Below are 21,973 nucleotides of genomic sequence, written 5' to 3'. Positions count from 1 at the left end.
TAGCGTGCCATCCCTTGCTCGGATACTCCGATGCCCGCCTTCGCTCGATCATCGCGAGGTCGGCCAGACGCCTGCCTCACAAACACACGAACCGCACGCCCGGCCGCGCCCGCCAAGGCGGCGCAGCCATGAACCGCTGGCGCTGGTTCCTGCCCATGTGGCTCGTGCCCCTGGCGCTGATGGCCTGGAGCACCCTGCAAAATCATCGAGGCGAGTACCCGATGGCCACGCTCAGCTACTGGCTGGCGGTCGCCGCCCTGCTGGTCGGCCCGGCCTGCTGGCTGAAACTGCGCCTGGATGCCTGGCGCGCGCGTCGCTCGCAAGACTTCCTGCACGAGCATCTGGCCAGCAGCTGGCAGGCGCTGGGCCGCTGGTTGAGTGCCTATGTCGGGTTGCTGGTGATGTCGCTGGGCTGTGGATTGCTCTATGAGCTGCACTGGGGCTGGAACCACCTCAAGGACGGCGGCTGGACCATCCTCATCTTCGGCATACCGGTGGTCTCCGGGTTGCTCATCGGCGTCCGCCTGGTCCAGCGCCTGCGCCAGCGCTGGCAGGCCCTGGGTGAGCCGGGGTCGAGCTTCCTCGGCCGCCGCCTGACACGCGAACAGATGCCTCAGGTGTGGCGCTGGGTAGAGGCACTGGCCGAGCGGGTCGGCGCCCCCGGGCCTGAGCACATCGTGGTCGGTATCGACCAATCGTTCTTCGTCACCAGCGTGCCGGTGCTGCTGCAACCCAGCGGCGAACAACTGAGCGGACGCACCCTGTACCTGCCACTGACCTACCTGTCCTCAATGAGCCAGGCGGAAAGCGCGGCCATCATCGGCCACGAACTGGGGCATTTCCGCCACCAGGACACGGAGCGCAGCAGCGAGGTGTCGGCGCAGTTCAGGCTGATGTCCGTGCATTTCGCCAGCCTCCTGGACGACGACGGCCACCCGCCGGGCTGGTTCGAACGCCCGGTCATGTGGCTGGCCGGGGAATTCCTGCATCACTTCCAGGTGGCGGTGCATCACTGGCGCCGCGCCCAGGAACTGCTGGCGGACCGCGCGGGCGCCGAAGTCGCCGGCGAGCGACTGTTCTGCCAGGCCCTGCTGCGAGTCATCGCCCTCGACCGGGTCATCGACCAGCTGCTGGGCGAGGGCCGCCAGGGCAACCTGGTCCAGGCGCTGAGCGAACACTTGCGGCATACACCGCCAAGTCTCGACCAAAGCCTCATGACGCAGGCCCTGGCCCACCCGTTCGACACCCATCCGCCTACCCAGCAGCGCCTGGTGGCGCTGGACATCGCACTGGACGAGCCGCTGCTGGCCGAAGCCACTCGCCAACCCACCGATGCCGACCGCCAGTGGTTCGCGCAACTGACCGGGACCTGGCAACCGGCGGAGGACACCCCTCGACACGGAGCCCCTGCATGATCCGCCGCGATGCCCGTCTGTTCGACATGGCCGAGTCCCTGACCGAGGCGTTCGCACAGCACAGCGTGGAACAGCTGCACCTCGCCGCCGCCGAGCGCCAGCGCGTGCTGGCCACCGTGCCGGACGTCACCACCCTGGTGCTGACCCGCCGTGTGCAGCGGAAGCTGCTGTGCGTCACCTTGTTGATGTTCGTGCTGGGCGGCCTGTGCCTCGGTGAGGCGAACAGCCGCCTGCTGGGCGGCGCTTTCGTGGTCTGCGGCCTGTTCTTCTGCGCCGGTCTCTGGCAACAGCGCCATGCGAGCCGCCAGCCGCTGCTGCGCCTGACCCCGAACAGCCTGTGGTTTCGCAACCTTGATAACGAGCTGGCGTTGCGCGACATCGTTCAGGCACGGGTCAAGGGAGGCCGCCAACTGAGCATCACCCTCACCTTGCGTGAAGGCACCGCCCTGCCCTCCTGCCACAACGCCTTCGGCGCCCTGCAGCCGAAAGCGCGTGTGCGGCGTGCGCGGCGACCTCAGGTGCAGCTGTCGATGCCCGGCCTGGAATACCGTGGGCAGTGGCTCGACACCCAGCGACTCATCAACCTGCTGCTGTCCTACGGCGCCGCGGCTCAGGCCAAGGAAGAGCTGCTGGCCATCCGCATACTGCAGCCGCGCTGGTAGTCAGCGCGCCTGCAGCGAGCCGATGACGAACAGCCCCAGGCCCAGCAGGCAGACCGCAGCCTGGGTAGCGCCCAGCGTGGTAACCGGTGCGTAACTGAGCACCGAGCCCAGCCAGGTGGTCAGTGCGCCGCAGCCCATGGTCAGGAAGCCCAGCAGCGCTGAAGCCAGCCCTGCCTCCTTGCCGAACGGCCCCATGGCAATGGCGGTACCCAGCGGGTTGGCCAGGCCCATGCCACAGAGAAACACCACCATCGAGGTGCTGTACCAGGCCAAGCCCGGCTGGCTGGGCCCCCACCACAGCAGGCAGGCAGCCAGCAGCGCGGTGGCCAGGCCCAGGGTGGTGATGCTCCGAGCACCGAAGCGCCGTGCCAGTCGCGGTGCGGCCAGGCCACTGCCGAACACCATGAACACCGTGGCGGCAAAGTACCAACCGACCTGCAGCGACGACAGGCCGATGCCGGTCATCAGAATGGCCGGTGCCGCCGCGAACGAGGCGAACAGGCCACTCATCAGCAGGCTGACGGCCATCGCCGGGAAGAAGAACCGCCCGTCTCTCAGCAGTCGCAGATAAGCGACGATGACCTGCCCTGCCGACAGCCGTGTACGACGTTCCGGCGGCAGGGTTTCGCCCAGCCTGCGCCAGTAGAACCAGGCGGTGAGCAACGCCGCCAGGCCCACGACGACGAAGATCGCCCGCCAGCCCAGCGTGGCGTTCAACACCCCGCCCAGCAGCGGTGAAAAACCCGGCGCCATGGCCGTGGCGATCATGGTCAGCGACAGCGCGCGGGCCAGGGTGTCGCCCTCGAACAGGTCGCGGGCAATAGCCCGGGCCAGCACCGCCGCCGCACAGATGCCCAGGGCCTGGATGATCCGGCCGACGATCAGCATCTCCAGGGTCGCCGCACTGCCGCCCACTGCGGTACCGATGACGAACAGCAGCAACCCGCCCAACACCAGGCGCTGGCGGCCATGGCGGTCAGCCAGGGGTCCGACCAGCAGTTGCGCCAGGGCGAAGGTGAGAAAGAAGCTCGACAGGGTCAGGCCCAGCTCGCGGGCTGACACGCCCAGTTGCGCGCCCATGTCCGGGAAAGCCGGGATGATGATGTTGGTGGACAGAATGCTCAGCGCCGACAGGCCAGCCAGCAGCGCGATGATCCGGCCATTCAGGGTCGGCCCGTCAGCGCGCTCGGCGTTGCGGGCGGCAGTCTCCAGGGCGGTGTTCATCAGGCCCCCTCCCAACGGCGGAACAGCACGCTGGCGTTGACCCCGCCGAAACCGAAGCCGTTCGACAGGGCATGAGTGATCGCCATGTGCCGCGCTTCAAGGGCCACCAGCTCCAGGCCTGCGGCGGCCTCGTCGGGCTGCTGCAGGTTCAGGGTGGGCGGCACCACCTGGTCACGCAGCGCCAGCACGGTGAAGATCGCCTCGATGCCGCCAGCGGCGCCCAGCAGGTGGCCGATGGCCGACTTGGTCGAACTGATCGCCACCCCGCTGCCGGTGCCGAACAGCGCACCAATGGCCGCCAGTTCGCCCTTGTCGCCGACCGGCGTGGAGGTTGCGTGGGCATTGATGTGTTGCACCTCGGCAGCACTCACGCCGGCTTGCTGCAAGGCCGCCTGCATGGCCCGCCGGGCACCGTTGCCATCTTCCGGGCCGGCGGTGAGGTGATAGGCATCGGCGCTGGTGCCATAGCCCACCAGCTCGGCCAGCGGTGTCGCCCCGCGCGCCAGGGCATGCTCCAGCGACTCGATGACCAGCAGCCCGGCGCCTTCGGCCATGACGAAACCGTCACGCTCACGGTCGAACGGCCGCGAGGCCTGCTGCGGGTCGGCAGAGGTGGACAGCGCACGCGCGGCGGCGAAGCAGCCGAGGGTGACACGATCAATGGCCGCCTCGCTGCCGCCGCACAGGGCGATGTCCGCTTCACCGCTGCGGATCATGCGCGCCGCATCGCCAATCGCCTGCACGCCTGCGGCGCAGGCGGTGACCGGCGCGCCCAGCGGCCCCTTGAAGCCATGGCGGATCGACACGTTGCCAGCCGCCATGTTGGCCAGGAACGACGGTGCGGTGAACGGCGACAGGCGTCGCGGGCCGCGCTGGTCGGTGGTGCGCACCGACTCGGCCATGGCCCTGAAGCCCCCCACGCCCGAAGCAATGAGGGTCGCGGTGCGCTGCTGCTCGGCCTCACCCTGCGGCTGCCAGCCGGCCTGGCGCAAGGCTTCGTCGGCGGCCACCAGGGCGAACTCGATGAAGCGGTCCATCTTCTTGCGTTCCTTGGCCGGGATCACCGCGTCCGGGTTGTAGCCAGCCAGCGGGTCGTCGGCCAGCTCCGGCACCTGCCCGCCGACGCTGACGCCAGTGCCCTCGGTGAAGTGCTCAGGCAGCCGAACGATGCCCGACTGCCCGGCCAGCAGGCGCTGCCAGGCGTGTTCGACGCCACACCCCAAGGGGCTGACCAGGCCCATGCCGGTGACCACGATGCGTGTGTGCTGCTGATTGTTCATTGCCATTTCCTCGTCGTCACTCAACTCGAACCTGTTTGTCTTGGCCGCGTTCACCCTGTGGGCGGATGCGAAACCAGATCGCGTACATCGCCGGCAGGAACACCAGGGTCATCGCCGTTCCCACCAGGGTGCCGCCGATCAGGGTGTAGGCCAGGGTTCCCCAGAACACCGAATGGGTCAGCGGGATGAACGCCAGGATCGCTGCCAGCGCGGTGAGCAATACCGGCCGGGCGCGCTGCACCGTGGCCTCGATGACCGCCTTGAAGGGATCCAGGCCGTCGTGTTGGTTCTGGTGAATCTGGCCGATCAGGATCAGGGTGTTGCGCATCAGAATCCCCGACAGGGCGATCAGCCCGACCAGCGCATTGATACCGAAGGGCTGCTGGAACAGCAGCAGCACCGGCACCACACCGATCAACCCCAGCGGCGAGGTGAGGAACACCATGACCATGGCCGAGATCGAGCGCACCTGGAGGATGATGATCAGCAGGGTCACCGCGATCATGATCGGCAGCAGCGGCAGGATCGCCTGGCTGGCCTTGCCCGACTCTTCGATGGAGCCGGCCATCTCGATGCGGTAGCCGACCGGCAGGCGCGCGATCAGCGGTTGCAGGTCTTTCCACAGCGCAGCGGAGACATCCGGCGGCTGCAAGGCTTCGTCGATGTCACCGCGCACCGTCAGGGTCGGCGTGCGGTCGCGACGGCGCAGCAACGGGTCTTCCATGCGCACCTCGACCTCACCGACCTGGGCCAGCGGGATGCGCTGGCCGTTCGCGCCGGCCAGGGTGAAGTCAGCGATCCTCGCCGGGTCCAGACGCACGTCGCCGGCGGCACGCCCGGTCACCTGCACCGAACGAATGTCTTCGCGCACCGCGGTGATCGGCACGCCGGACAACAGGAACTGCAGCTGCTGCGCCACCTCGGCGGAGCTCAGGCCCACCGCCTGCAGGCGGTCCTGATCGAGGCTGAAGTGCAGGGTCGGCACGCGCGGCCCCCAATCCATGTTGACGGTGCGCATCATCGGGCTGGCCAGCAGCAGGTCCTGCACCTGGCTGGCGATCTCGCGCAGGCGCATCGGGTCCGGCCCCATCACCCGATAGGCCACCGGGTACGGTGAGTACGGGCCGAACACCAGTTGCGCGACGCGCACCCGCGCCTCGGGGGCCAGGCCTTCGGCCACCGCCTGGCGCAAGCGCTGCTTGAGCACTTCGCGGGCCTGCTCGCCGGAGGTCAGCACCACGATCTTGGCAAACGACGGGTCGGGCAGTTCCGGCGCCATGGCCAGGAAAAAGCGCGGCGGACCCTGGCCGATGTAGGTGGTGACGATCTGCGCCTCCTGCTGCTCGCGCAGCCAGGCCTCGACCTTGATGGCGGCGGCCTGGGTCTTCTCGATGGAGCTGCCATAGGGCAACTGGATATCCACCAGCACCTCGGGGCGGTCGGAGGTCGGAAAGAACTGCTTTTTCACCGCGCCCATGCCCAGCACGGCGGTCACGAAGAGGCCCAGCACCGCCCCGGCGACCAGCCACTTGCGCGCAATGACCTTCGTCAGCACCCGGCGGAAACGGTTGTAGCGCGGGGTGTCATAAATGGCGGCATGTCCACCCTCGACCCTGGCGATGTCCGGCAGCAGCTTGACCCCCAGGTACGGGGTGAAGGCCACCGCCACCAGCCAGGAGGCGATCAGCGCGATGCCGACAATCCAGAACATGTTGCTGGTGTACTCGCCGGCGGTCGACTGGGCGAAACCGTTGGGCAGGAAGCCCACGGCGGTGACCAGGGTCCCCGACAGCATCGGTGCGGCGGTGTGGCTCCAGGCATAGGCCGAGGCACGCAGGCGGTCATAGCCCTCCTCCATCTTCACCACCATCATCTCGATGGCGATGATGGCGTCGTCCACCAGCAGGCCCAGGGCGAGAATCAGCGACCCCAGGGTGATGCGGTCGAAGTTCTTGCCGGTGGCGGCCATCACCACGAAGACCATGGCCAGGGTCAGCGGCACGGCGGCCGCCACCACCACGCCTACGCGCCAGCCCATGCTGAGGAAGCACACCAGCATCACCACCAGCAGGGCGACGAAGAACTTGATCATGAACTCGTCGACCGCCGAGCTGATGTTCACCGCCTGGTCGGTGACCTTGCTCAGGCTCATGCCCAGCGGCAGCTCGGCGTTGATTGCCGTGCTTTCGGTCTCCAGCGCCTTGCCCAGGGCCAGGCCGTTCCAGCCTTCGCGCATCACCACACCAAGCAGCAGCGCCGGCTCGCCGCCATTGCGCACCCTAAAGGTCGCCGGGTCTTCATAGCCGCGCTCGACGCTGGCTAGGTCGGCGAGTTTCAGGGTACGCCCACGCACATTGATCGGCGTATTGCGGATCTGCGCCAACTGATCGAAGGCCCCGTCCAGACGCAGCACCACCTGCGGCCCCTGGGTTTCGATGGAACCGGCCGGGGTCAGGGCGTTCTGCCCGTTGAGGGCGGCGAAGATGTCCTGCGGTGCCACGCCCAACGTGGCCAGGCGATCATGGGCAAACGACACGAAGATGCGCTCGGCCTGTTCGCCGATGATGTTGACCTTCTTGACCCCGGGCACATGCAGCAGCCGCTGGCGCAGGGCTTCCGCCTCGCGCACCAGCTGACGTTGCGGCTCGCCCTGGGCCTTGAGGGCGAACAGCGCGAAGGTCACGTCGGCAAACTCGTCGTTGATCATCGGCCCGATGACCCCGGCCGGCAGGTTGCGGGCTTCGTCGCCGAGCTTCTTGCGCGCCTGGTAGAACTGCTCCTGCACCTCGCCCGGTGGCGTCTTGTCGAGCAGCGATAGCATGGTGAAGGCCAGCCCGGCCCGGGTGTAGGTTTCGCTACGGTCGTACCACTTCAGCTCTTGCAGGCGCTTTTCCAGCGGTTCGGCCACCAGATCCTGCATCTGCTGCGCGGTGGCCCCAGGCCAGGCGCTGATCACCGTGAGTTGCTTGACCGTGAAGGGTGGATCTTCAGCGCGCCCGAGCTTGAAGAAGGCCAGCACGCCGGCCACGCCGATCAGCACGATGAGAAACAGGGTGATCGAGCGCTCGCGCACCGCCAGCGCCGACAGGTTGAAACGTCCGTCGCTCATGGCCGACCCTCGGCGACGCTGAGCGTCTGGACCGCTGCCAGACGCACCTCTTCGCCTTCGCGCAGCAAATGCGCACCCAGCGCCACCACCGACTCGCCGACCTTCAGCGCGCCACTGACCCGCGCCGTCTCGTCACCCAGCCCGAGCACCTGCACCGGACGCCAGCTGACCTTGGCCGGGTCGCCTGTCACGACCCACACGCCCGGCCCCTGGCCGGGGTCATGCAAGGCTGCGATGGGCACCTGCAGCAGCTCTACCGCCGGGCTGTCGGCGACGATATCCAGGCTGACCGTGGCGCCCAGGGGGGCATTGGCCAGCGGGCCGTCGAGCACATAGCGGGCCTCGAACGTGCGCGTCGCGCTGTCGGCGGCATCCGAGAGCAAGCGCAATCGCGCCATCACGGCCTGGCCTGGCTGGCCATAGAGGCGCGCCTGGGCGCCAGAGTCCGGTGCGGGGCGCAGCGTCTCGGGCAGGTGCACCAGCGCCTCGCGCTGCCCGGCGCGGGCCAGGCGGATCACCGGCTGCCCCGCCGCGACCACCTGGCCCGGCTCGGCCAGGGTGTCCATCACCACGCCGTCGGCGTCGGCCAGCAGCACCGCATAACCACTGGCGTTGCGCGCCACGTCGGCCTGGGCCTGGGCGGCACTCAACTGGGCCCGCGCTGCATCAGCGGCGGCCTTGATCTGATCGTAGGCTGAGGCAGACACCGCGCCGGCGGCCACCAGGCCGCGGTAGCGCGCTTCGTCGTCGGCGGTCTGCCGAGCGCGGGCCTGAGCCGAGGCGACCGCCTCCTGCTGGGCACGCGCCTGCAATTGCAGGTCGATGGGATCCAGACGCGCCAGGGGCTGGCCACGGCGTACGCTCTGTCCGGTGTCCACCAGTCGTTCCAGCACCTTGCCAGCGACCCGGAAGCCCAGGTCACTCTGCGTGCGGGCAACCACCACCCCGGTGAAAGACCGACCGACGTCGGTGAAACTGCCGACCGCTGCGGTTCTCACCAAGGGCGGTGCAGTGCGTGGGTCACGGCTGACAGAAGAGTCGCCACAGCCCGCCAGGGCGAGGGGCAACAGGCAAACGGCGAAAGTGGCAAGCGGAAGGCGCATGGGGTCCTACTCGAAAGCAATACGGAGGACCCCATTTTTAGATTAGTGACCAATTCTGTCAATGGTCACAGAACTTTTAAACGCACGACCTCAAGGTGCAAGGCTGCGCAGGATCAGCGCCGATAACTGCACCGCAGCCTCTGGCGCCGAGTCGAGGTTGTATTGCAACTGCGCCGGGCTGACATACGGACGCATGACCAGGTAGATGGCATTGGTGGTTTCATCCAGCGGCGTCTTGCGCTCGAACTCGCCACTTTCACGCCCTTCCAGGAGGATCTGCTGGATCAGCCCGCGAATGCGCTGTTCATGCCCCTGCACCGAAGGCCACTGCTCGCGAGAGGCCACCGCTGCGATGTCATAGAGCTTCCGGTCATGGAAAAACAGCTCGCTGCCTGCCTCGGTAATCGAGCGAAACAGCCGTCTTAGACGCTCCGAGGCGGTGGGGGCATCGGCTATCGCGGCATCCACGACCTGCATGATCATCGCCAGGCGGTTGCTGCAGATCACCCCGCCGATGGCCTGCTTGGAATCGAAGAACTTGTAGATGTAGGCCTTGGAAAAACCGATGGCCTTGGCCAGGTCCGAGACCGTGGTCTTTTCATAGCCGTAGTGGCCAAAGTAACGGGTCGCCGCCTCGATGACCTGCTCGCGCACGCCATGCTCGGAGGGACCGCGCTCGGGCGAAGGAGAACTGACATGCTCGTTCATGCTGTTGCGAAACTCCGTAGTGAGCTGATTGACAGCTTGTGACCAAAATATAATATGGTCACTATTCATTCAGTCAAAGAGAAACCTCATGCCTCCCTTTCGTTTGCTGGCCTTGGCGCTGGGCGCAGGCCTGGCGGCCGGCTGCACGGTCGGCCCCGACTATCACCGACCCGACGCCCCTCTGGTACAGCGCTACCTCGGCCAGGACGCCGTGGACCGGCGCACGGCCAGCACGCCGGCAGCCCTGGACACCTGGTGGAAAGGCTTTGGCGACCGTCGCCTTGATGCCCTGGTGGATCAGGCGCTGGCGCAGAACCTCGACCTGGTCCAGGCCCGGGCGCGCCTGGCACAGGCCCGCGCGGCCGTCGGCGCCGCCAACGCGGCACTGCTCCCGTCGGCCAATGTGGACGGCCAGGCCGCACGCGCCTACCAGTCGGTAGAAACGCCCCTGGGCCAGGTGCTTGACCGTACACCGGGCTATGATCGCTATGGTAATGCTTATGCGCTCAACCTCGAAGCCGGATGGGAAATGGACCTGTTCGGCGGCCTGCGTCGCGACCGCGAAGCCGCAGTGGCCGAGTACCAGGCCTCGGCTGCCGGCGTCGCCGCCACGCGCTTGGCCATCGTCGCGCAGACTGCCGACCTGTACATGGTGGTGCGTGGCCTGCAGGCACGCCTAAGGATTGCCCACCAGCAGGCCGAAACCCGGGCCTCGCTGCTGGAAAAGGTCAGGCTGCTGCACGCCCAGGGCCTGGCAGCCGAGTACCAGGTGCACCAGAGCGAAGGCGAGCTGGCCGAAGCCAGGGCCAGGATACCGGCCTTGCTGAATGGCCTGGACACGGCCCTGAATGCCCTTGATGTGCTGCTGGCCAGCCCGCCGGGTACTCACCGCCGTGACCTCGCCGACGGCGCAGCCATTCCCGTGCCCCCCGCGCTGGCCGCCACAGGCAGTCCGGCCGAGCTGTTGCGCCGCCGTCCCGACATCATCGTGGCAGAGCGCCGCCTGCAGGCAGCCAACGCGCGCATTGGCGCCGCACTGAGCGAGTACTACCCCAAGCTGTCGCTGGGCGCATTGCTCGGCAGCGCCACCTCGGTGTCGGCCGGTCATCTGTTCAGCAACGGCGCCAGTCAGGCGTCCGCCACACTGGGCCTGCGCTGGCGGCTGTTTGACTTCGCGCGCATCAATGCGCAGATCGACCAGGCCAGGGGAGCGGAAGCCGAGGCCCTGGCCAGCTACCGGCAGACCGTGCTGCGCGCCAGTGAAGACGTCGAGAATGCCTTCTCGGCGCTGGTCAATCGCGAAGCCCAGGCACTGACCCTGAGCGACGGCGAACACGCCTTGAGCCGCGCCCGGCAGGCGACTTTCCAGGCCTGGCAGAGCGGCACCGCCAGCCTGATCGAAGTGCTCAACGCCGACCAGACGCTATTGCGCACAGCCGACGCCCGCGCCCAGGCGCAGACCGAAGCCGCCCAGGCGGCCATCGCCTCATTCCGGGCCCTGGGAGGTGGCTGGGACGCCCCGGCATCGATGGATGACCAGTTGGCGAGCACCACCCGGCCCTGACTTGCTCCTGCGGACCTGGCTTGCCGCCAACGGCAAGCCGAGCGTCCCCTCGCCGGCTCAACGACGGTTGAGCCACCTGGCCAGCGTGAAGGTCACCGCCACCGCCAGCAACACCGCCACGCCGATCGACGGCAGCGCCCCCCAGACCGGTACACCGTGCGCCAGCATCAGGTAGAAGCCCACCACCCCCACGGCGCCAATGGCGTTGCCGCGCACCACGGCGGCCAGTTCATGTCGACCACCCTGAACATGGGCGAAGACCATCAGCGGCCAGGCAATCACCGGAATCGGCGCCACCAGGCCGCTGGCGGTCGGTCCGAGCCATTCGGCGCTGGCGGTGATTGCCAGCAGCAGGCCGGTGGCGGCCAGCATGCGCATCGGGATGACCCAGCGTGGCAGCACCACCGGGCCGGATGCCGCAGGTGGCGCGGGCTGCCGAGCGGTGACGATGACAATGGCCGTCACCAGCAGCAAGGTGATCAGCACCGGCAGCGCCACACCGCCCAGGCGGCTGATCGCCCAGGCCGTGAGCGCATAGAAACCCAGCCCCGCCAGGCAACCGAGCAGCGCCGGCACCCGACGCGTGACCAGGAAATAGAACAGATAGGTCGCCTGGATCGCCGCCAGCCCGGCCAGTGCACCGGGCACCGCCCGGGCCACGAAGGCGCTGCCCTGCTCCAGACTGAGAAACAGCATCACCAGCGCGGAGGTCACCGGCAGGCCGGACAACAGTCCGCCGAGCTGCGTACCCCAGCGCCGCGAAGCCGAGGAAATCGCCCACATCAGCGCGGGAGTGATGAACAGCTTGAGGTAGAAGGCAGTCATGACACGGCAGGTCCAGGCTCGCAAAGCCATGAGCCTAACGTGTTGCCGCTGTATTTGCTTGCCTCTTCACATTCCTGACGAGCAGACGTTCAGTCGTGCGGCGCTTCCAGATACCAGGGCTGCCCTTCGGGGACGTACACATGCTTCTGCTTGGCCGGCGTGAACGGCGTATCCAGGGTGCCCAATGCGACAGACACCCAGTCAGCGAACTCACCCTCGGTGCGCGACCAGAACAGCGTCGAACCGCAGCGCGAGCAGAACGCGCGGCGCACCGTCGGCGATGAGTCGAAGGCAGTGAGGTTTTCCATCCCCACGACGATGCGCAAGGCCTCACGCGGTACGCTGCCATAACTGGCGAACATCGCACCGTGGCCCTTGCGGCACTGCCCGCAGTGGCAGTGGCTGACGGCCCTGGGCGAGCTGAGTAACTCATAGCGGATCGACTGGCAAAGGCAACTGCCTTGATAGTGGTCGTTCACCGGACCTTGCTCCTGAATGACGAATGAAAAGCCTTGGCACTGCAGCCGGCCCCTTCGCGGCTACAGCCAATACTGTTCGCTTAAGCGGCATGCGGCCCGGTGGGAGCGGCTTTAGCCGCGAAAGCGCCAGGAAATTCACTGCGTCTGCTGTGAACAGGCGCTCGCTTCGCGGCTGAAGCCGCTCCTACCCGGTCTAACCGAACAGTATTGCGGCTAAAGCCAATACCGAGCCGAAGTGCGTCTAACTGTTCGGTAGTCCCCATGTACTCAACCATGCGTTGACTTGCGCAGCACTGCGCAAATGTATGACAGGCACCTGCGGGCCGATCGCCAAACGCATCGACTCGATGCCAGGCCGGTAGTCACGCTCAAAGCACCAGACGAATTTGAGGAATTCGAGAAAGGTTTTGTCCAGCTTCTCAAGACAACCGGCCGGCAGGTCGGCACGCGGCCGATTCAGCACGCTGCGCAGGATAACTCGCAGCAGGCAGGTCAGACGTGGGGTATCCAGCCAGATGATCAGTTCGGCACGCGGCAGGCGCAGGTCGAAGGTTCGGCGTGCATAGTTGCCTTCGCAGATCCAGACCTGGCCAGCCACCGCCTCACCGACCCGCTGGCGAAACTCAAGCGCATCCGGCTCGACCCAGCCTGGTGCCCAGAACAACCTATCGAGATGCACCACCGGCAAACCAAGCCGCTTGCCCAAGCGGCGGGCCAGGGTCGACTTGCCGCTGCCAGCGTTACCCAGAATCACGATACGTTGCATGACGCTGCCTCAAGCATCTGGATCAGGGTTTCCGGCCACACCTGCTCCGCCGTGGCACGCAGTTCTGACACCGACCACCAGCGATGCTCGGCCATCACCTGCTGCTCATGCGGGGTCCAACCGTCACGGCACAGCGTCTTGTCCGTCACCCGCACAAGGTAATACCGCTCGACCGAAATCACCTGCTCGCCACTGGGCAGCATCATCGGAAACCGCCTGAACCCTACCGGCGCCTCAACGCTGTCGACGCGGATACCGGTTTCCTCGAACAGCTCGCGAATGGCCGCCGCTTCGAAGCTCTCACCCACCTCCAAACCACCACCCGGCGTGGCCCAATGGCTCTGCCCGGCCAGTGCATCGTCGGTGTGGCGGAAGTGAAACAGCAGCACCTCGTTGGCCGGATTAGCCACCAGCAGCCGCGCCGATTGTCTTTCACGCATGGCTAAACACCTCATCCTTGAATGGCCGCGCAGGATACTCGACAGAAGACTGCATGGCGCTTTTTCTTGTGTGTTGGCTATGAAGCGCTACCCCTCAACACCGCCGCATTCCCCCCCCTGCTACACTCGCCGCCCTCACTCACGAACGAGCCTCGCGCATGGACGCCTTGCTGGTTTACTTCGGACGCCTTATCCCGGCCCTCGCTCTGTTCACGGCGTGGCTGGCTCTGACGCCACGTACGCAGACCAGTCATCGCCTGCTGGTCCTGATCATCGCCTTCATGTTCACCCGCGACCTGATGACCCCCAGTGGCTTATGGTCGCTCGGCGGTGCCGAACCGCTGCGTTTTCATCACGATCCTGGGGTACTGGCAGCGCTGGGCCTGGCTTCTCTGGGCGTGATCGCGCTGTTGGCGCGGTTGCTCCCGGAATACTGGCGGTCAGTAGTCGGCTTCAAGGGGCCTCGCCTGGGTGGCATCGTAATGGGCATTGCCGCAGGCTGCGTCATGGGCCTGCCCTTGCGGCTGTATCTGGGGCTGGAGGTCGGCTCGTTGACCTGGCTGGCGGGTTTCGCGCTACTGGCACTGGGCGGCAATGCCCTGGAGGAAGTGCTGTTTCGCGGCATGCTGCAAGGATCTCTGGAACAGCAAATGGGCCTTTGCAAGGCAGCACTGGGCAGCGCCGTCGCCTTCAGCGCCTGCCATGCCTACCTCGCCTTCGTGCTCACCGACATCGGCTGGCCGATCCTGCTGTTCACCTTCATCGAAGGCCTTCTGTGCGCCTTCGTTCGCCTCAAACACGGCACGGTGCCGGCGATTGCCACGCATGCCGTGATCATCGGCCTGCTGGGCGCGCCACTCGGGTGATGCGCGGCTCTGGCGCTAACCATTCAGCGCAAACACCAGGGTAAACACCGTCCCCTGCGCATCACTGGCCACGCGCACCTGCCCGCCATGCGCCTGCATGATCGAGCGGACGATGGCCAGGCCCAGGCCGCCGGTGTCGTCAGGCTGCTGGCGTGAGGGGTCGCAGCGGTAGAAGCGCTCGAACAGGTGCGGCAGGTGCTGGGCGCCGATCGGCTCGCCCAGGTTGTGTACGCTGATCTCCAGGGTGCTGCCCACAAGGTGCGTGGCCAGGGTCACCGGGCTGGACGGTGCGGCGTAGCGCAGGGCGTTGGCCAGCAGGTTGGCCAGCGCGCGACGCAGCAGAGCAGGTTCGGCGATCAACTGGCCGTGGCAGTGGTTGAGCAGTTGAATGTCGCGGTCCTCGGCCATGCCCTCGAAGTAATCGCAAAGCTGCTCCGCCAGCCCGTGCAGATCCACGCTCTGGCGCTGCAACAGGCTGCGCGGCTGCTCGCAGCGGGCCAGCAGCAGCATGCTGTCGACCATCCGCGCCAGACGCTCGTACTCCTCCAGGTTGGAGACCAGCAGGTCCTGGTATTCAGCCGCCGGGCGCTCGCGGTCCAGGGCCTGCTGGGTCTGGCCCATGAGGTTGCTCAGGGGCGTGCGCATCTCGTGGGCCAGGTCTTCGGAGAACCGCGACAGTTGCATGAAGCCCTGCTCCAGGCGCAGCAGCATCTGGTTCAGTGACTCGCTGAGGGCCTGCAGCTCGGCCACCTGGCCAAAGCCATCAAGGCGCACATGCAGGCTGCGCACGTCGATGCCCGCGGCCTGGCGCGCCAACGCACGCACCGGGCGCAGACTGCGCTGGCTGATCAGCCAGCCGATGACAAAGGCCAGCACGGCGGCCACAGACAGTGCCATCCAGACTTTCATGCGGTAGGCGGCGAGCATCTGCTCGCGCTCGTCGCTGCGTTTACCGGCGATGAGGCGCAGTGTCTGCCCACCGCGCGGCACGTCGAGCCAGGTCAGGCGCAGCGACGGGTTGGCCGGCGCATCGGCCAGGCGCGGCACGGCGGCGGGCGCCAGGCTCGGCAGGGCAAGGCCCGCCGGATTGACCTCGATCAGGCGCTGGCCCTGACCATCGACGATCCACAGCACGCTGTCGCGGTTGCCGAGCATGTTCTGGTACAGGCGTGGGCGGGCGCGCAGGGTCTCGATGCTGTCGGCGTCGTCGAGCAGCGCCTGCATGTGTTGCAGGCGCCCCAGCAGGGCCTGGTCATCGCGCCAGCGGATCTCCTTTTCCAGCGAGTGGTACAGGTAGCTGGCCACCGCGCCGAGCAGCGCGACGCTGGACAGGGCGAACAGCAGCGCCAGGCGCAGGCTCAGGGTGCGCGGCCACAGCCTCATGGCTGCAGGTCCAGCTTGTAGCCCATGCCGCGTACGGTATGGATCAGGCGAGGCTGGTACGGGTCGTCGACCTTGGCCCGCAGGCGGCGAATGGCGACGTCCACCACGTTGGTGTCGCTGTCGAAGTTCATCTGCCACACATGCGAGGCGATCAACGCCCGCGACAGCACCTCGCCCTGACGGCTGAGCAGCAAGTGCAGCAAGGCGAACTCCTTGTTGGTCAGGTTGATGCGTTCACCCGCACGGCTGACCTTGCGCTGCAACAGGTCCAGCTGCAGGTCGGCGACCTGGAAGTGCTCGGTCTCCCGTGGCGGCCCACGACGCAGCAAGGTGCGCACCCGCGCCAGCAGCTCGGCATAGGAAAAGGGCTTGATGAGGTAGTCATCGGCGCCCAGCTCCAGGCCCTTGACCCGGTCTTGCACGGCGTCGCGGGCGGTCAGGAACAACACCGGCGTGGCGCAGCGGCGGCGAATGATCTGCAACAGCTGCCAGCCATCCAGGCCGGGCAGCATCACGTCGAGAATGATCAGGTCGAAGTCGAACTCCTGCACCCAATGCTGGCCGTCCAGGCCATTGCGGGCGACCTGAACGGTATAGCCCGACTCGCCCAGGCCCTTGCTCAGGTAGTCGGCGGTCTTAGCCTCGTCTTCAACCACCAGAATGCGCATGCGTGTCCTCCCATCGTTGCGCATAGCCTAGGCGTTTTGCCCTGCTACCGGCATTACAACTTCGTAATGCGTACGCAATCTGTCTGACATCCAGGCTTGTGCAACATGCCGGCATCCGCTCGACAGAGCCTGCCCAAGGAGACCGGCATGCCGCTTCGCACACTCGCCTTTTCCACCCTCGCCCTGCTGGGCGCCAACGCCTTCGCGGCGCCGCCCGTGGCCAACCGCCCGGACGTGACCCTGCCGCTGGCCAACGCCCTGCTCGACGCCACCCTGGCCGCCTGTCATGCCGAAGGACGCACTGGCGTGGCAGCGGTGGTCGACCGTGGCGGCAACCTGGTCGCGGTGCAACGTGACGACAACGTCGGCCCGCACAACACCCTGGCAGCGCAGCGCAAGGCCTACACCGCGCTGTCGACCAAGACCCCGACCCGCCTGCTGGCCGAACGGGCGCGCAACAACCCCGAAGCCGCCAACCTCAACACCCTGGGCGAACTGTTGCTGCTCGGCGGTGGCGTACCGCTGAAGGTTGGCGATCAGGTGATCGGCGCGCTCGGTGTAGCCGGCTCAGGCGGCGCCGCCGAAGACGAAGGCTGCGCACTCAAGGCCATCGCTCAGGTAATGCCCACCCCTCAATGACCCGGAGAATCAACATGAAAGCACTGCAAACCCTGCTGGCCGGCGCCCTGCTCTGCGGCCTGTCCAGCCTGGCCCTGGCCGACACCAACCCGCTCAGCGTCCATGTGCTCAACCTGCAGGACGGCCTGCCCTCCGCTGCGGTGAACGTGACCCTGGAAAAACAGACCGGACAGAACTGGCAACTGCTCAACCAGGGCGTCACCAACCAGCAGGGGCGCATTCCGGCGCTGTACCCGGAGGGCAAGGCGCTGGAGAAAGGCACCTACCGCGTCACCTTCAAGACCGGCGAGTGGTTCCAGCAGCACCACACCCAGACCTTCTTCCCGGAGGTGCCAGTGATCTTCGAGGTGGACGGCAGCGTGCCGCACTACCACATTCCGCTGCTGCTCAGCCCGTATGGCTACTCCACTTATCGCGGTAACTGAATGGCGTAGCGGCGGCACAGGATTCAGATCAGCCGCTGCGTAACCCGTGCATTCCACTGTTCGCGAAAGCGCTCACGCCAGCCGGGGCTGCCCTGGTCGAGCCAATCCAGGGTCGCGTCGATGGTGTCGGGGTTGATGATGAACCGCTCGATATGGCTTTCGATGGACGCGTCAGCGATGTGCAGCAGGTCGAGATAATCGTTGAACGACTCGGCCAGCACCACGTACTCGTCGCCGTTCTGGCGTCGCCCGGTCCAGGCCGGTAGGCCGGCGACCATGGCCGCCACTTGCTGGCGACCGTCGCGCAGGTCGAGCAGCAACAGGCTGGAACCGCCGTCACGGCCGATGGGCAGCAGGCCGCTCTCGGGAAAGTCCGGCACCTCACGCAGTTGCTCCAGCTCATGAGGGTTGAACTCCCAGTCTTCGTCCGGGTCCAGGCCGAACAGGGAAAAACTCATGGTCTCCTGCGCGCCATCGGCCAGGGTCACCACCACGTCGTATTCCTGTTCGGCAGCGTTGCAGGCGGCTAGGTACTGCCGATAGTCATCCGGCAGCCGCGCGCCGAGCCTGGCTTCCAGCTGTGCTATGGCTTCTTCGCTGGGGGCTTCACGGGGGTCGTCCAGGATCAGTCCACGGTATAGGGCCATGCTCACCTCGTAAGAACGCTCAAGTCCTATTGGGTGGCCTGACTACCGAATGGTTCAGTACTGCCGTGCACGATCACCTCCAGCCCCTCGTCCGCGGCGGGCGCAGAGAAATAGCGGGTAATCAGCTCGAACTCGGCATCGGTGGCGGCGAAGTCATGTTCGCCACGCGCATTGCGCGCGTGCAGCCGCTGGCGGCAGGTGGCATCGTCCACCTCCAGGTAATGCAGGCGATGCGGCACCTGCGCAGCATCGGCCAGGCCACGCAACCACTGCCGGTTGGCAGGCGTGTTGGCCGGAAAATCCAGCACCACGCTGACACCCGCTTTCAGCAGGTCGCTCACCAATGGCCCGACCACCTCACGCAGGCGTTGGGCGTGCGCAACGTAATCGGCCACCGAGCGGATCTGCTGCGGATACAGACGCGCCAGCCAGTGATCCTCGCTCAGCCGGACCGCCGAATGCTCGGTCGCCAGTGCACTGGCCAGGGTGGATTTGCCTGAGGCGATCTTGCCGCACAACAGATGAAGTACCGGTTCAGCCATGATCCGCCTCCTGTTATCGAAAACAGAGCATGGCCGTCCGTGCACGCTTAAGCAATCAGGAACAGAGGTTCAGCACGGCTCGGGAGAGAAATGACTCATGAAGCTCAGGCTCTCGATGGCGGCCATGTAATCCGCGAAACGCGGGTCGCCGTCATTGAACGCCTGGGCGACGGCCTGAGCGTTCTCGAAACAGCTCCACAGCGCGAGGTCGACGAAGATCCGGTCGTCGTTGATCGGGCAATAGCCGCGATAGTCGATCAGGCCGGGAAACGCCTTGAGTGTCTCGCGCAGGCCGGCGCGCAGCGCGGGCACCTGGGCAAGGTGATCTTCCTTCACCTGGAAAATGGCCAGTTCAAGTACAGGGGATGCATGCGACACGATGGAAAGCCTCGGTTGGTTTGCGAGGTGCCCATGTTCAACGGCTCATACTGACAGCGTACTGTCAGTGCCGACGCGAGAATCCCACTGGTCCTGCTGGTAACGCATGTAGGTACGCAGGTCGATGGCCGGATTGTCCGCAAACGCCTGTTCAGCCGGAATGATGGCGGCGATACGGTCTACCCGGAAGTCCCGATAGGCGCCACGGGCTTCGCACCAGGTGCCTACCGTCCACTTGCCGCCCCAATAGAACAGCCCAAGGGGATAGACCAGACGCCGAGACACCTCGCCGTCGGCATGGGCGTACGTGATGGTCAGCGCCTGGGCCTGTTCGATCGCCTTGCGCAGTGCCGCCAGGTGCAGGCGTGTGCGGCCCGACATCTCGCCCAGCGCGCGGATCGCGGCGCTGTCCGGGTTGGGTGGCCGTACCACCGACGCGCTGATCTTGCCCAACAGGGCGCGCGCTGCCGCACCCAGTTCGGCGTCGGCTGCGGCGGCCAGCATCTCCACACCAAGCACCAGCGCGTCCCACTCCAGCCTGTTCAAGGCCAACGGTGGCAGCTCGAAGTCGGCATCCAGTGCATACCCCACCCCGGTGGTGCCATAGATGGGAATGCCACTGACGGACAAATCGTCGATATAGCGGTAGATCGAGCGTACCGACACACCGACCCGGCTCGCCAGGCGCTCGGCGGTGATGGGCTGATGCGCACGTATCAGGTTGACCAATTGAAACAGCCGATCGGCTTTACGCATGGTGAAGGCCCAAGGCAGATGGAAGCAGAGTGGAGCGGGTAGCGGTGCGCTAGCTTGAACGCTGGACCTGCGGCTGTATACCCAGTGTGTTAACGTCCGCCAACCCGCGTTGAGCCCTCCGACTCAAGGAACCGAGCCGTGTCGCTTTGCCCTGAAAAGATCCTCTTCCTGCCCGGTGCTTCCGGCAATACCCACTTCTGGCGCCCTGCCGCCGACTTCCTGCGCACGCCGTTGCCCACCCAGCAGTTGGGCTGGCCGGGCTTCGGCGACGTGCCGCGCAATACCACGATCAACAGCCTGCAGGACCTCGCCGGTCTGGCTCTGGAGCAGATCGACCGGCCCACGGCGTTGGTCGCGCAATCCATGGGCGGTGTGGTGGCGGTGCAGGTCGCGCTGCAACGGCCAGAGCTGATCAGCCACCTGGTGCTGAGCGTCACCTCCGGCGGCCTGGATGTTTCTGCACTCGGCGGCGAGGACTGGCGTGACGAGTTCGCCGCCGACTTTCCGACCCTGCCGCGCTGGTTTCTCGACGACCGCACCGACTTCTCCGCGCGCCTGCACGAACTGCGCATGCCGGTGATGCTGGTATGGGGCGGCAGAGACCGGATCAGCCCGCTGCGGGTCGGCCAACGCCTGGCCGAGCTGATTCCCGGCGCCCGCCTGGAAGTGTTTGCCGAGGCCGGCCATGACCTGGGCTTCACCCATGCCCAGGCAGTGGCGCGATTGATCGACCAGCACCTGAGCGTGTGATGAGCGCCGTCCTCCCGCCACCCTGGCTGATCGTTTTCAGCGGCCTGCCGGGTACCGGCAAGACCACCGTGGCCAAGGCACTGGCAGTGGCCCTTGGGGCGGTGTACCTGCGCATAGACACCATCGAACAGGCGATTCGCGACGCCGGGGTGCTGGCGGGCGATGTCGGCACCAGCGGCTACCGGGTCGCCCATGAACTGGCCACGACCCAGTTGCTGCTGGGCCACAGGGTCATCGCCGACGGCGTTAACCCCGTGGCCGAGAGCCGCCAGGCCTGGCGCGAGGTGGCCCGCCATGCGAACGCTCGATTACTGGATATTCAGGTGGTCTGCTCGGACCGCGCTGAACACCAGCGCCGAGTGGAAAGCCGCCTTACGGATATCGCGGGCCTGACACCGCCCGACTGGCAATCTGTGCAGGCCCACGAGTACGAGCCCTGGGCTGAAACGCCGCGCTGCATCGACACGGCGCTGCAGTCACCGCAGCAGGCCGTGGCCATGATCGAAGCCTGGCTGGAGACTGATTGGCCTGGAGCCTGATGCGGACCTTGTTGGAGCTTGCTCGCAAGCAGGTCAGCAAACCCCATGCATCTGCTGTGAACATGACGCAGCTATCGCGAGCAAGCTCCAACGGTCTCACTGATCAGTATCGCGGCTCAAGCCAATACTGTTCGCTTAAGCGGCATAGAACCAGGTGGGAGCGGCTTTAGCCGCGAAAGCGCCAGGAAATTCACTGCATCTGTCGTGAACACACGGTCGTTTCGCGGCTTGAGCCGCGAAAGCGCCAGGAAATTCACTGCATCTGTCGTGAACATACGGTCGTTTCGCGGCTAAAGCCGCTCCTACCCGGTCTCCCTGATCAGCATTGCGGCTCAAGCCAGGGTGGTGCCGACCTTGTTCATCAGTTTCATCAACCGCGCATCCCCCTGCACGGACTCGTGGAACTGCGTCTTCAAGCGCTCGTTCAACCCCGGCACCGAAGTGATCGCCTTGTAGCGCTCACCCAAATCCGACAGGCCATTGTTCGCATACAGGGTTTGCAGATGCTGCTGGAGACGCTCGCTGTACTCGGCCAGTTCGGTGTCCGACGCCGCGTCGAAACGGGCATTGTAGGCATCCGCTTCAGCCCCGCCGGAAAGCACCTTGTAGAACCCGGTCGTCCAGGTCGGGAGGGCATAAGCCTGCAACGGCAGGTCTTCACTCGTACGCTTGGCAACCGGCGTGGTCTCTGCCTGGGTTTGTGCAGCGACCTGGGTCGGCGTGGGGGTCGCCTTGACCGGGGCCTGCTGTTTAGCGGCCAGTGCCGGGTTGGTGTAAAGCGAGCTGGAACTGATGATCACGTGAA

At 66.2% G+C, this 21,973-nt stretch carries 24 protein-coding genes; 8 read left to right on the top strand and 16 right to left on the bottom strand.

Features of this window, described 5'->3' with window-relative positions:
- The first annotated feature begins 128 nt into the window (after nt 1-128).
- Both RRX38_RS23140 and RRX38_RS23135 read left to right on the top strand, forming a co-directional pair.
- Nucleotides 129-1,415: a M48 family metallopeptidase gene (locus RRX38_RS23140; RefSeq protein ID WP_315960815.1), complete on the top strand. Its 1,287-nt coding sequence runs from the start codon at nt 129-131 to the stop codon at nt 1,413-1,415.
- Complete coding sequence (locus tag RRX38_RS23135) at nt 1,412-2,077, top strand: hypothetical protein (RefSeq protein ID WP_315960814.1); 666 nt, start codon at nt 1,412-1,414, stop codon at nt 2,075-2,077. Before RRX38_RS23140 ends, RRX38_RS23135 begins: the two co-directional genes overlap by 4 nt.
- On the opposite strand, the gene RRX38_RS23130 is transcribed toward RRX38_RS23135, so the two are convergent.
- The 5 genes from RRX38_RS23130 to RRX38_RS23110 all read right to left on the bottom strand — a co-directional run bounded on the left by RRX38_RS23130 (nt 2,078) and on the right by RRX38_RS23110 (nt 9,501).
- Nucleotides 2,078-3,301 carry a multidrug effflux MFS transporter gene (locus RRX38_RS23130; protein WP_315960813.1) on the bottom strand — a complete coding sequence of 408 codons (1,224 nt, stop codon included), beginning with the start codon at nt 3,299-3,301 and terminating at the stop codon, nt 2,078-2,080.
- Entirely contained in the window at nt 3,301-4,581 is a 1,281-nt protein-coding gene (fabF, locus tag RRX38_RS23125; RefSeq protein ID WP_315960812.1) for a beta-ketoacyl-ACP synthase II, read from the bottom strand. The genes RRX38_RS23130 and fabF overlap by 1 nt, the downstream gene beginning before the upstream one ends.
- Before the next feature lie 16 nt (nt 4,582-4,597).
- Nucleotides 4,598-7,690, bottom strand: a complete 3,093-nt coding sequence (locus tag RRX38_RS23120) for an efflux RND transporter permease subunit (protein WP_315960810.1) — start codon at nt 7,688-7,690, stop codon at nt 4,598-4,600.
- On the bottom strand, nt 7,687-8,793 hold the full coding sequence (locus RRX38_RS23115; RefSeq protein WP_315960809.1) for an efflux RND transporter periplasmic adaptor subunit: 1,107 nt from the start codon (nt 8,791-8,793) through the stop codon (nt 7,687-7,689). Before RRX38_RS23115 ends, RRX38_RS23120 begins: the two co-directional genes overlap by 4 nt.
- 90 nt (nt 8,794-8,883) lie before the next feature.
- Nucleotides 8,884-9,501, bottom strand: coding sequence for a TetR/AcrR family transcriptional regulator (locus tag RRX38_RS23110; protein ID WP_315960808.1), 618 nt, complete (start codon nt 9,499-9,501; stop codon nt 8,884-8,886).
- 88 nt (nt 9,502-9,589) lie between these two features.
- Here RRX38_RS23110 and RRX38_RS23105 point away from each other — a divergent pair, with 88 nt between their 5' ends.
- A complete protein-coding gene (locus RRX38_RS23105) occupies nt 9,590-11,065 on the top strand; it encodes an efflux transporter outer membrane subunit (RefSeq protein WP_315960807.1) in 1,476 nt (491 codons plus the stop codon).
- Nucleotides 11,066-11,122: 57 nt separating this feature from the next.
- On the opposite strand, the gene RRX38_RS23100 is transcribed toward RRX38_RS23105, so the two are convergent.
- The 4 genes from RRX38_RS23100 to RRX38_RS23085 form a co-directional block, all read right to left on the bottom strand.
- Entirely contained in the window at nt 11,123-11,890 is a 768-nt protein-coding gene (locus tag RRX38_RS23100) for a hypothetical protein (protein ID WP_315960806.1), read from the bottom strand.
- Nucleotides 11,891-11,979: 89 nt separating this feature from the next.
- Nucleotides 11,980-12,369 carry a GFA family protein gene (locus RRX38_RS23095; RefSeq protein ID WP_315960805.1) on the bottom strand — a complete coding sequence of 130 codons (390 nt, stop codon included), beginning with the start codon at nt 12,367-12,369 and terminating at the stop codon, nt 11,980-11,982.
- 241 nt (nt 12,370-12,610) lie between these two features.
- Nucleotides 12,611-13,135, bottom strand: coding sequence for an AAA family ATPase (locus RRX38_RS23090; protein ID WP_315960804.1), 525 nt, complete (start codon nt 13,133-13,135; stop codon nt 12,611-12,613).
- Complete coding sequence (locus RRX38_RS23085) at nt 13,120-13,575, bottom strand: NUDIX hydrolase (RefSeq protein WP_315960803.1); 456 nt, start codon at nt 13,573-13,575, stop codon at nt 13,120-13,122. Before RRX38_RS23085 ends, RRX38_RS23090 begins: the two co-directional genes overlap by 16 nt.
- Before the next feature lie 158 nt (nt 13,576-13,733).
- Here RRX38_RS23085 and RRX38_RS23080 point away from each other — a divergent pair, with 158 nt between their 5' ends.
- Nucleotides 13,734-14,441: a CPBP family intramembrane glutamic endopeptidase gene (locus tag RRX38_RS23080; RefSeq protein WP_315960801.1), complete on the top strand. Its 708-nt coding sequence runs from the start codon at nt 13,734-13,736 to the stop codon at nt 14,439-14,441.
- Between the two features lie 15 nt (nt 14,442-14,456).
- Here RRX38_RS23080 and RRX38_RS23075 read toward each other — a convergent pair whose 3' ends face one another.
- Nucleotides 14,457-15,824: a heavy metal sensor histidine kinase gene (locus RRX38_RS23075; protein WP_315960800.1), complete on the bottom strand. Its 1,368-nt coding sequence runs from the start codon at nt 15,822-15,824 to the stop codon at nt 14,457-14,459.
- Entirely contained in the window at nt 15,821-16,492 is a 672-nt protein-coding gene (locus RRX38_RS23070; protein WP_295475709.1) for a heavy metal response regulator transcription factor, read from the bottom strand. The genes RRX38_RS23075 and RRX38_RS23070 overlap by 4 nt, the downstream gene beginning before the upstream one ends.
- 147 nt (nt 16,493-16,639) lie before the next feature.
- Here RRX38_RS23070 and RRX38_RS23065 point away from each other — a divergent pair, with 147 nt between their 5' ends.
- Nucleotides 16,640-17,131, top strand: a complete 492-nt coding sequence (locus RRX38_RS23065) for a heme-binding protein (RefSeq protein WP_315960799.1) — start codon at nt 16,640-16,642, stop codon at nt 17,129-17,131.
- 14 nt (nt 17,132-17,145) lie between these two features.
- Nucleotides 17,146-17,556: a hydroxyisourate hydrolase gene (gene uraH / locus RRX38_RS23060; protein ID WP_315960798.1), complete on the top strand. Its 411-nt coding sequence runs from the start codon at nt 17,146-17,148 to the stop codon at nt 17,554-17,556.
- A gap of 23 nt (nt 17,557-17,579) precedes the next feature.
- Here the strand turns inward: uraH and RRX38_RS23055 are convergent, their stop codons facing one another.
- The 4 genes from RRX38_RS23055 to RRX38_RS23040 all read right to left on the bottom strand — a co-directional run bounded on the left by RRX38_RS23055 (nt 17,580) and on the right by RRX38_RS23040 (nt 19,879).
- Nucleotides 17,580-18,203 (bottom strand): SMI1/KNR4 family protein, encoded by a 624-nt coding sequence (locus tag RRX38_RS23055; protein ID WP_315960797.1) that lies wholly within the window; start codon nt 18,201-18,203, stop codon nt 17,580-17,582.
- 26 nt (nt 18,204-18,229) lie between these two features.
- Nucleotides 18,230-18,745 carry an AAA family ATPase gene (locus tag RRX38_RS23050; RefSeq protein ID WP_295475688.1) on the bottom strand — a complete coding sequence of 172 codons (516 nt, stop codon included), beginning with the start codon at nt 18,743-18,745 and terminating at the stop codon, nt 18,230-18,232.
- Nucleotides 18,746-18,814: 69 nt separating this feature from the next.
- Nucleotides 18,815-19,123: a hypothetical protein gene (locus RRX38_RS23045; RefSeq protein WP_315960796.1), complete on the bottom strand. Its 309-nt coding sequence runs from the start codon at nt 19,121-19,123 to the stop codon at nt 18,815-18,817.
- Nucleotides 19,124-19,168: 45 nt separating this feature from the next.
- Nucleotides 19,169-19,879, bottom strand: a complete 711-nt coding sequence (locus RRX38_RS23040) for a YafY family protein (protein ID WP_315960795.1) — start codon at nt 19,877-19,879, stop codon at nt 19,169-19,171.
- Between the two features lie 138 nt (nt 19,880-20,017).
- Here RRX38_RS23040 and RRX38_RS23035 point away from each other — a divergent pair, with 138 nt between their 5' ends.
- Nucleotides 20,018-20,629 (top strand): alpha/beta fold hydrolase, encoded by a 612-nt coding sequence (locus RRX38_RS23035; protein WP_315960794.1) that lies wholly within the window; start codon nt 20,018-20,020, stop codon nt 20,627-20,629.
- Nucleotides 20,629-21,168 (top strand): AAA family ATPase, encoded by a 540-nt coding sequence (locus RRX38_RS23030; RefSeq protein ID WP_315960793.1) that lies wholly within the window; start codon nt 20,629-20,631, stop codon nt 21,166-21,168. The genes RRX38_RS23035 and RRX38_RS23030 overlap by 1 nt, the downstream gene beginning before the upstream one ends.
- Nucleotides 21,169-21,500: 332 nt before the next feature.
- Here the strand turns inward: RRX38_RS23030 and RRX38_RS23025 are convergent, their stop codons facing one another.
- Nucleotides 21,501-21,968, bottom strand: coding sequence for a hypothetical protein (locus RRX38_RS23025; protein WP_315960792.1), 468 nt, complete (start codon nt 21,966-21,968; stop codon nt 21,501-21,503).
- Nucleotides 21,969-21,973: the final 5 nt, after the last annotated feature.

It is taken from the genome of Pseudomonas sp. DTU_2021_1001937_2_SI_NGA_ILE_001 (assembly GCF_032463525.1).
GTDB lineage: Bacteria > Pseudomonadota > Gammaproteobacteria > Pseudomonadales > Pseudomonadaceae > Aquipseudomonas.
Note: the sequence above shows the minus strand (reverse complement) of the source record. Positions and strands in the feature narration are given on the sequence as shown.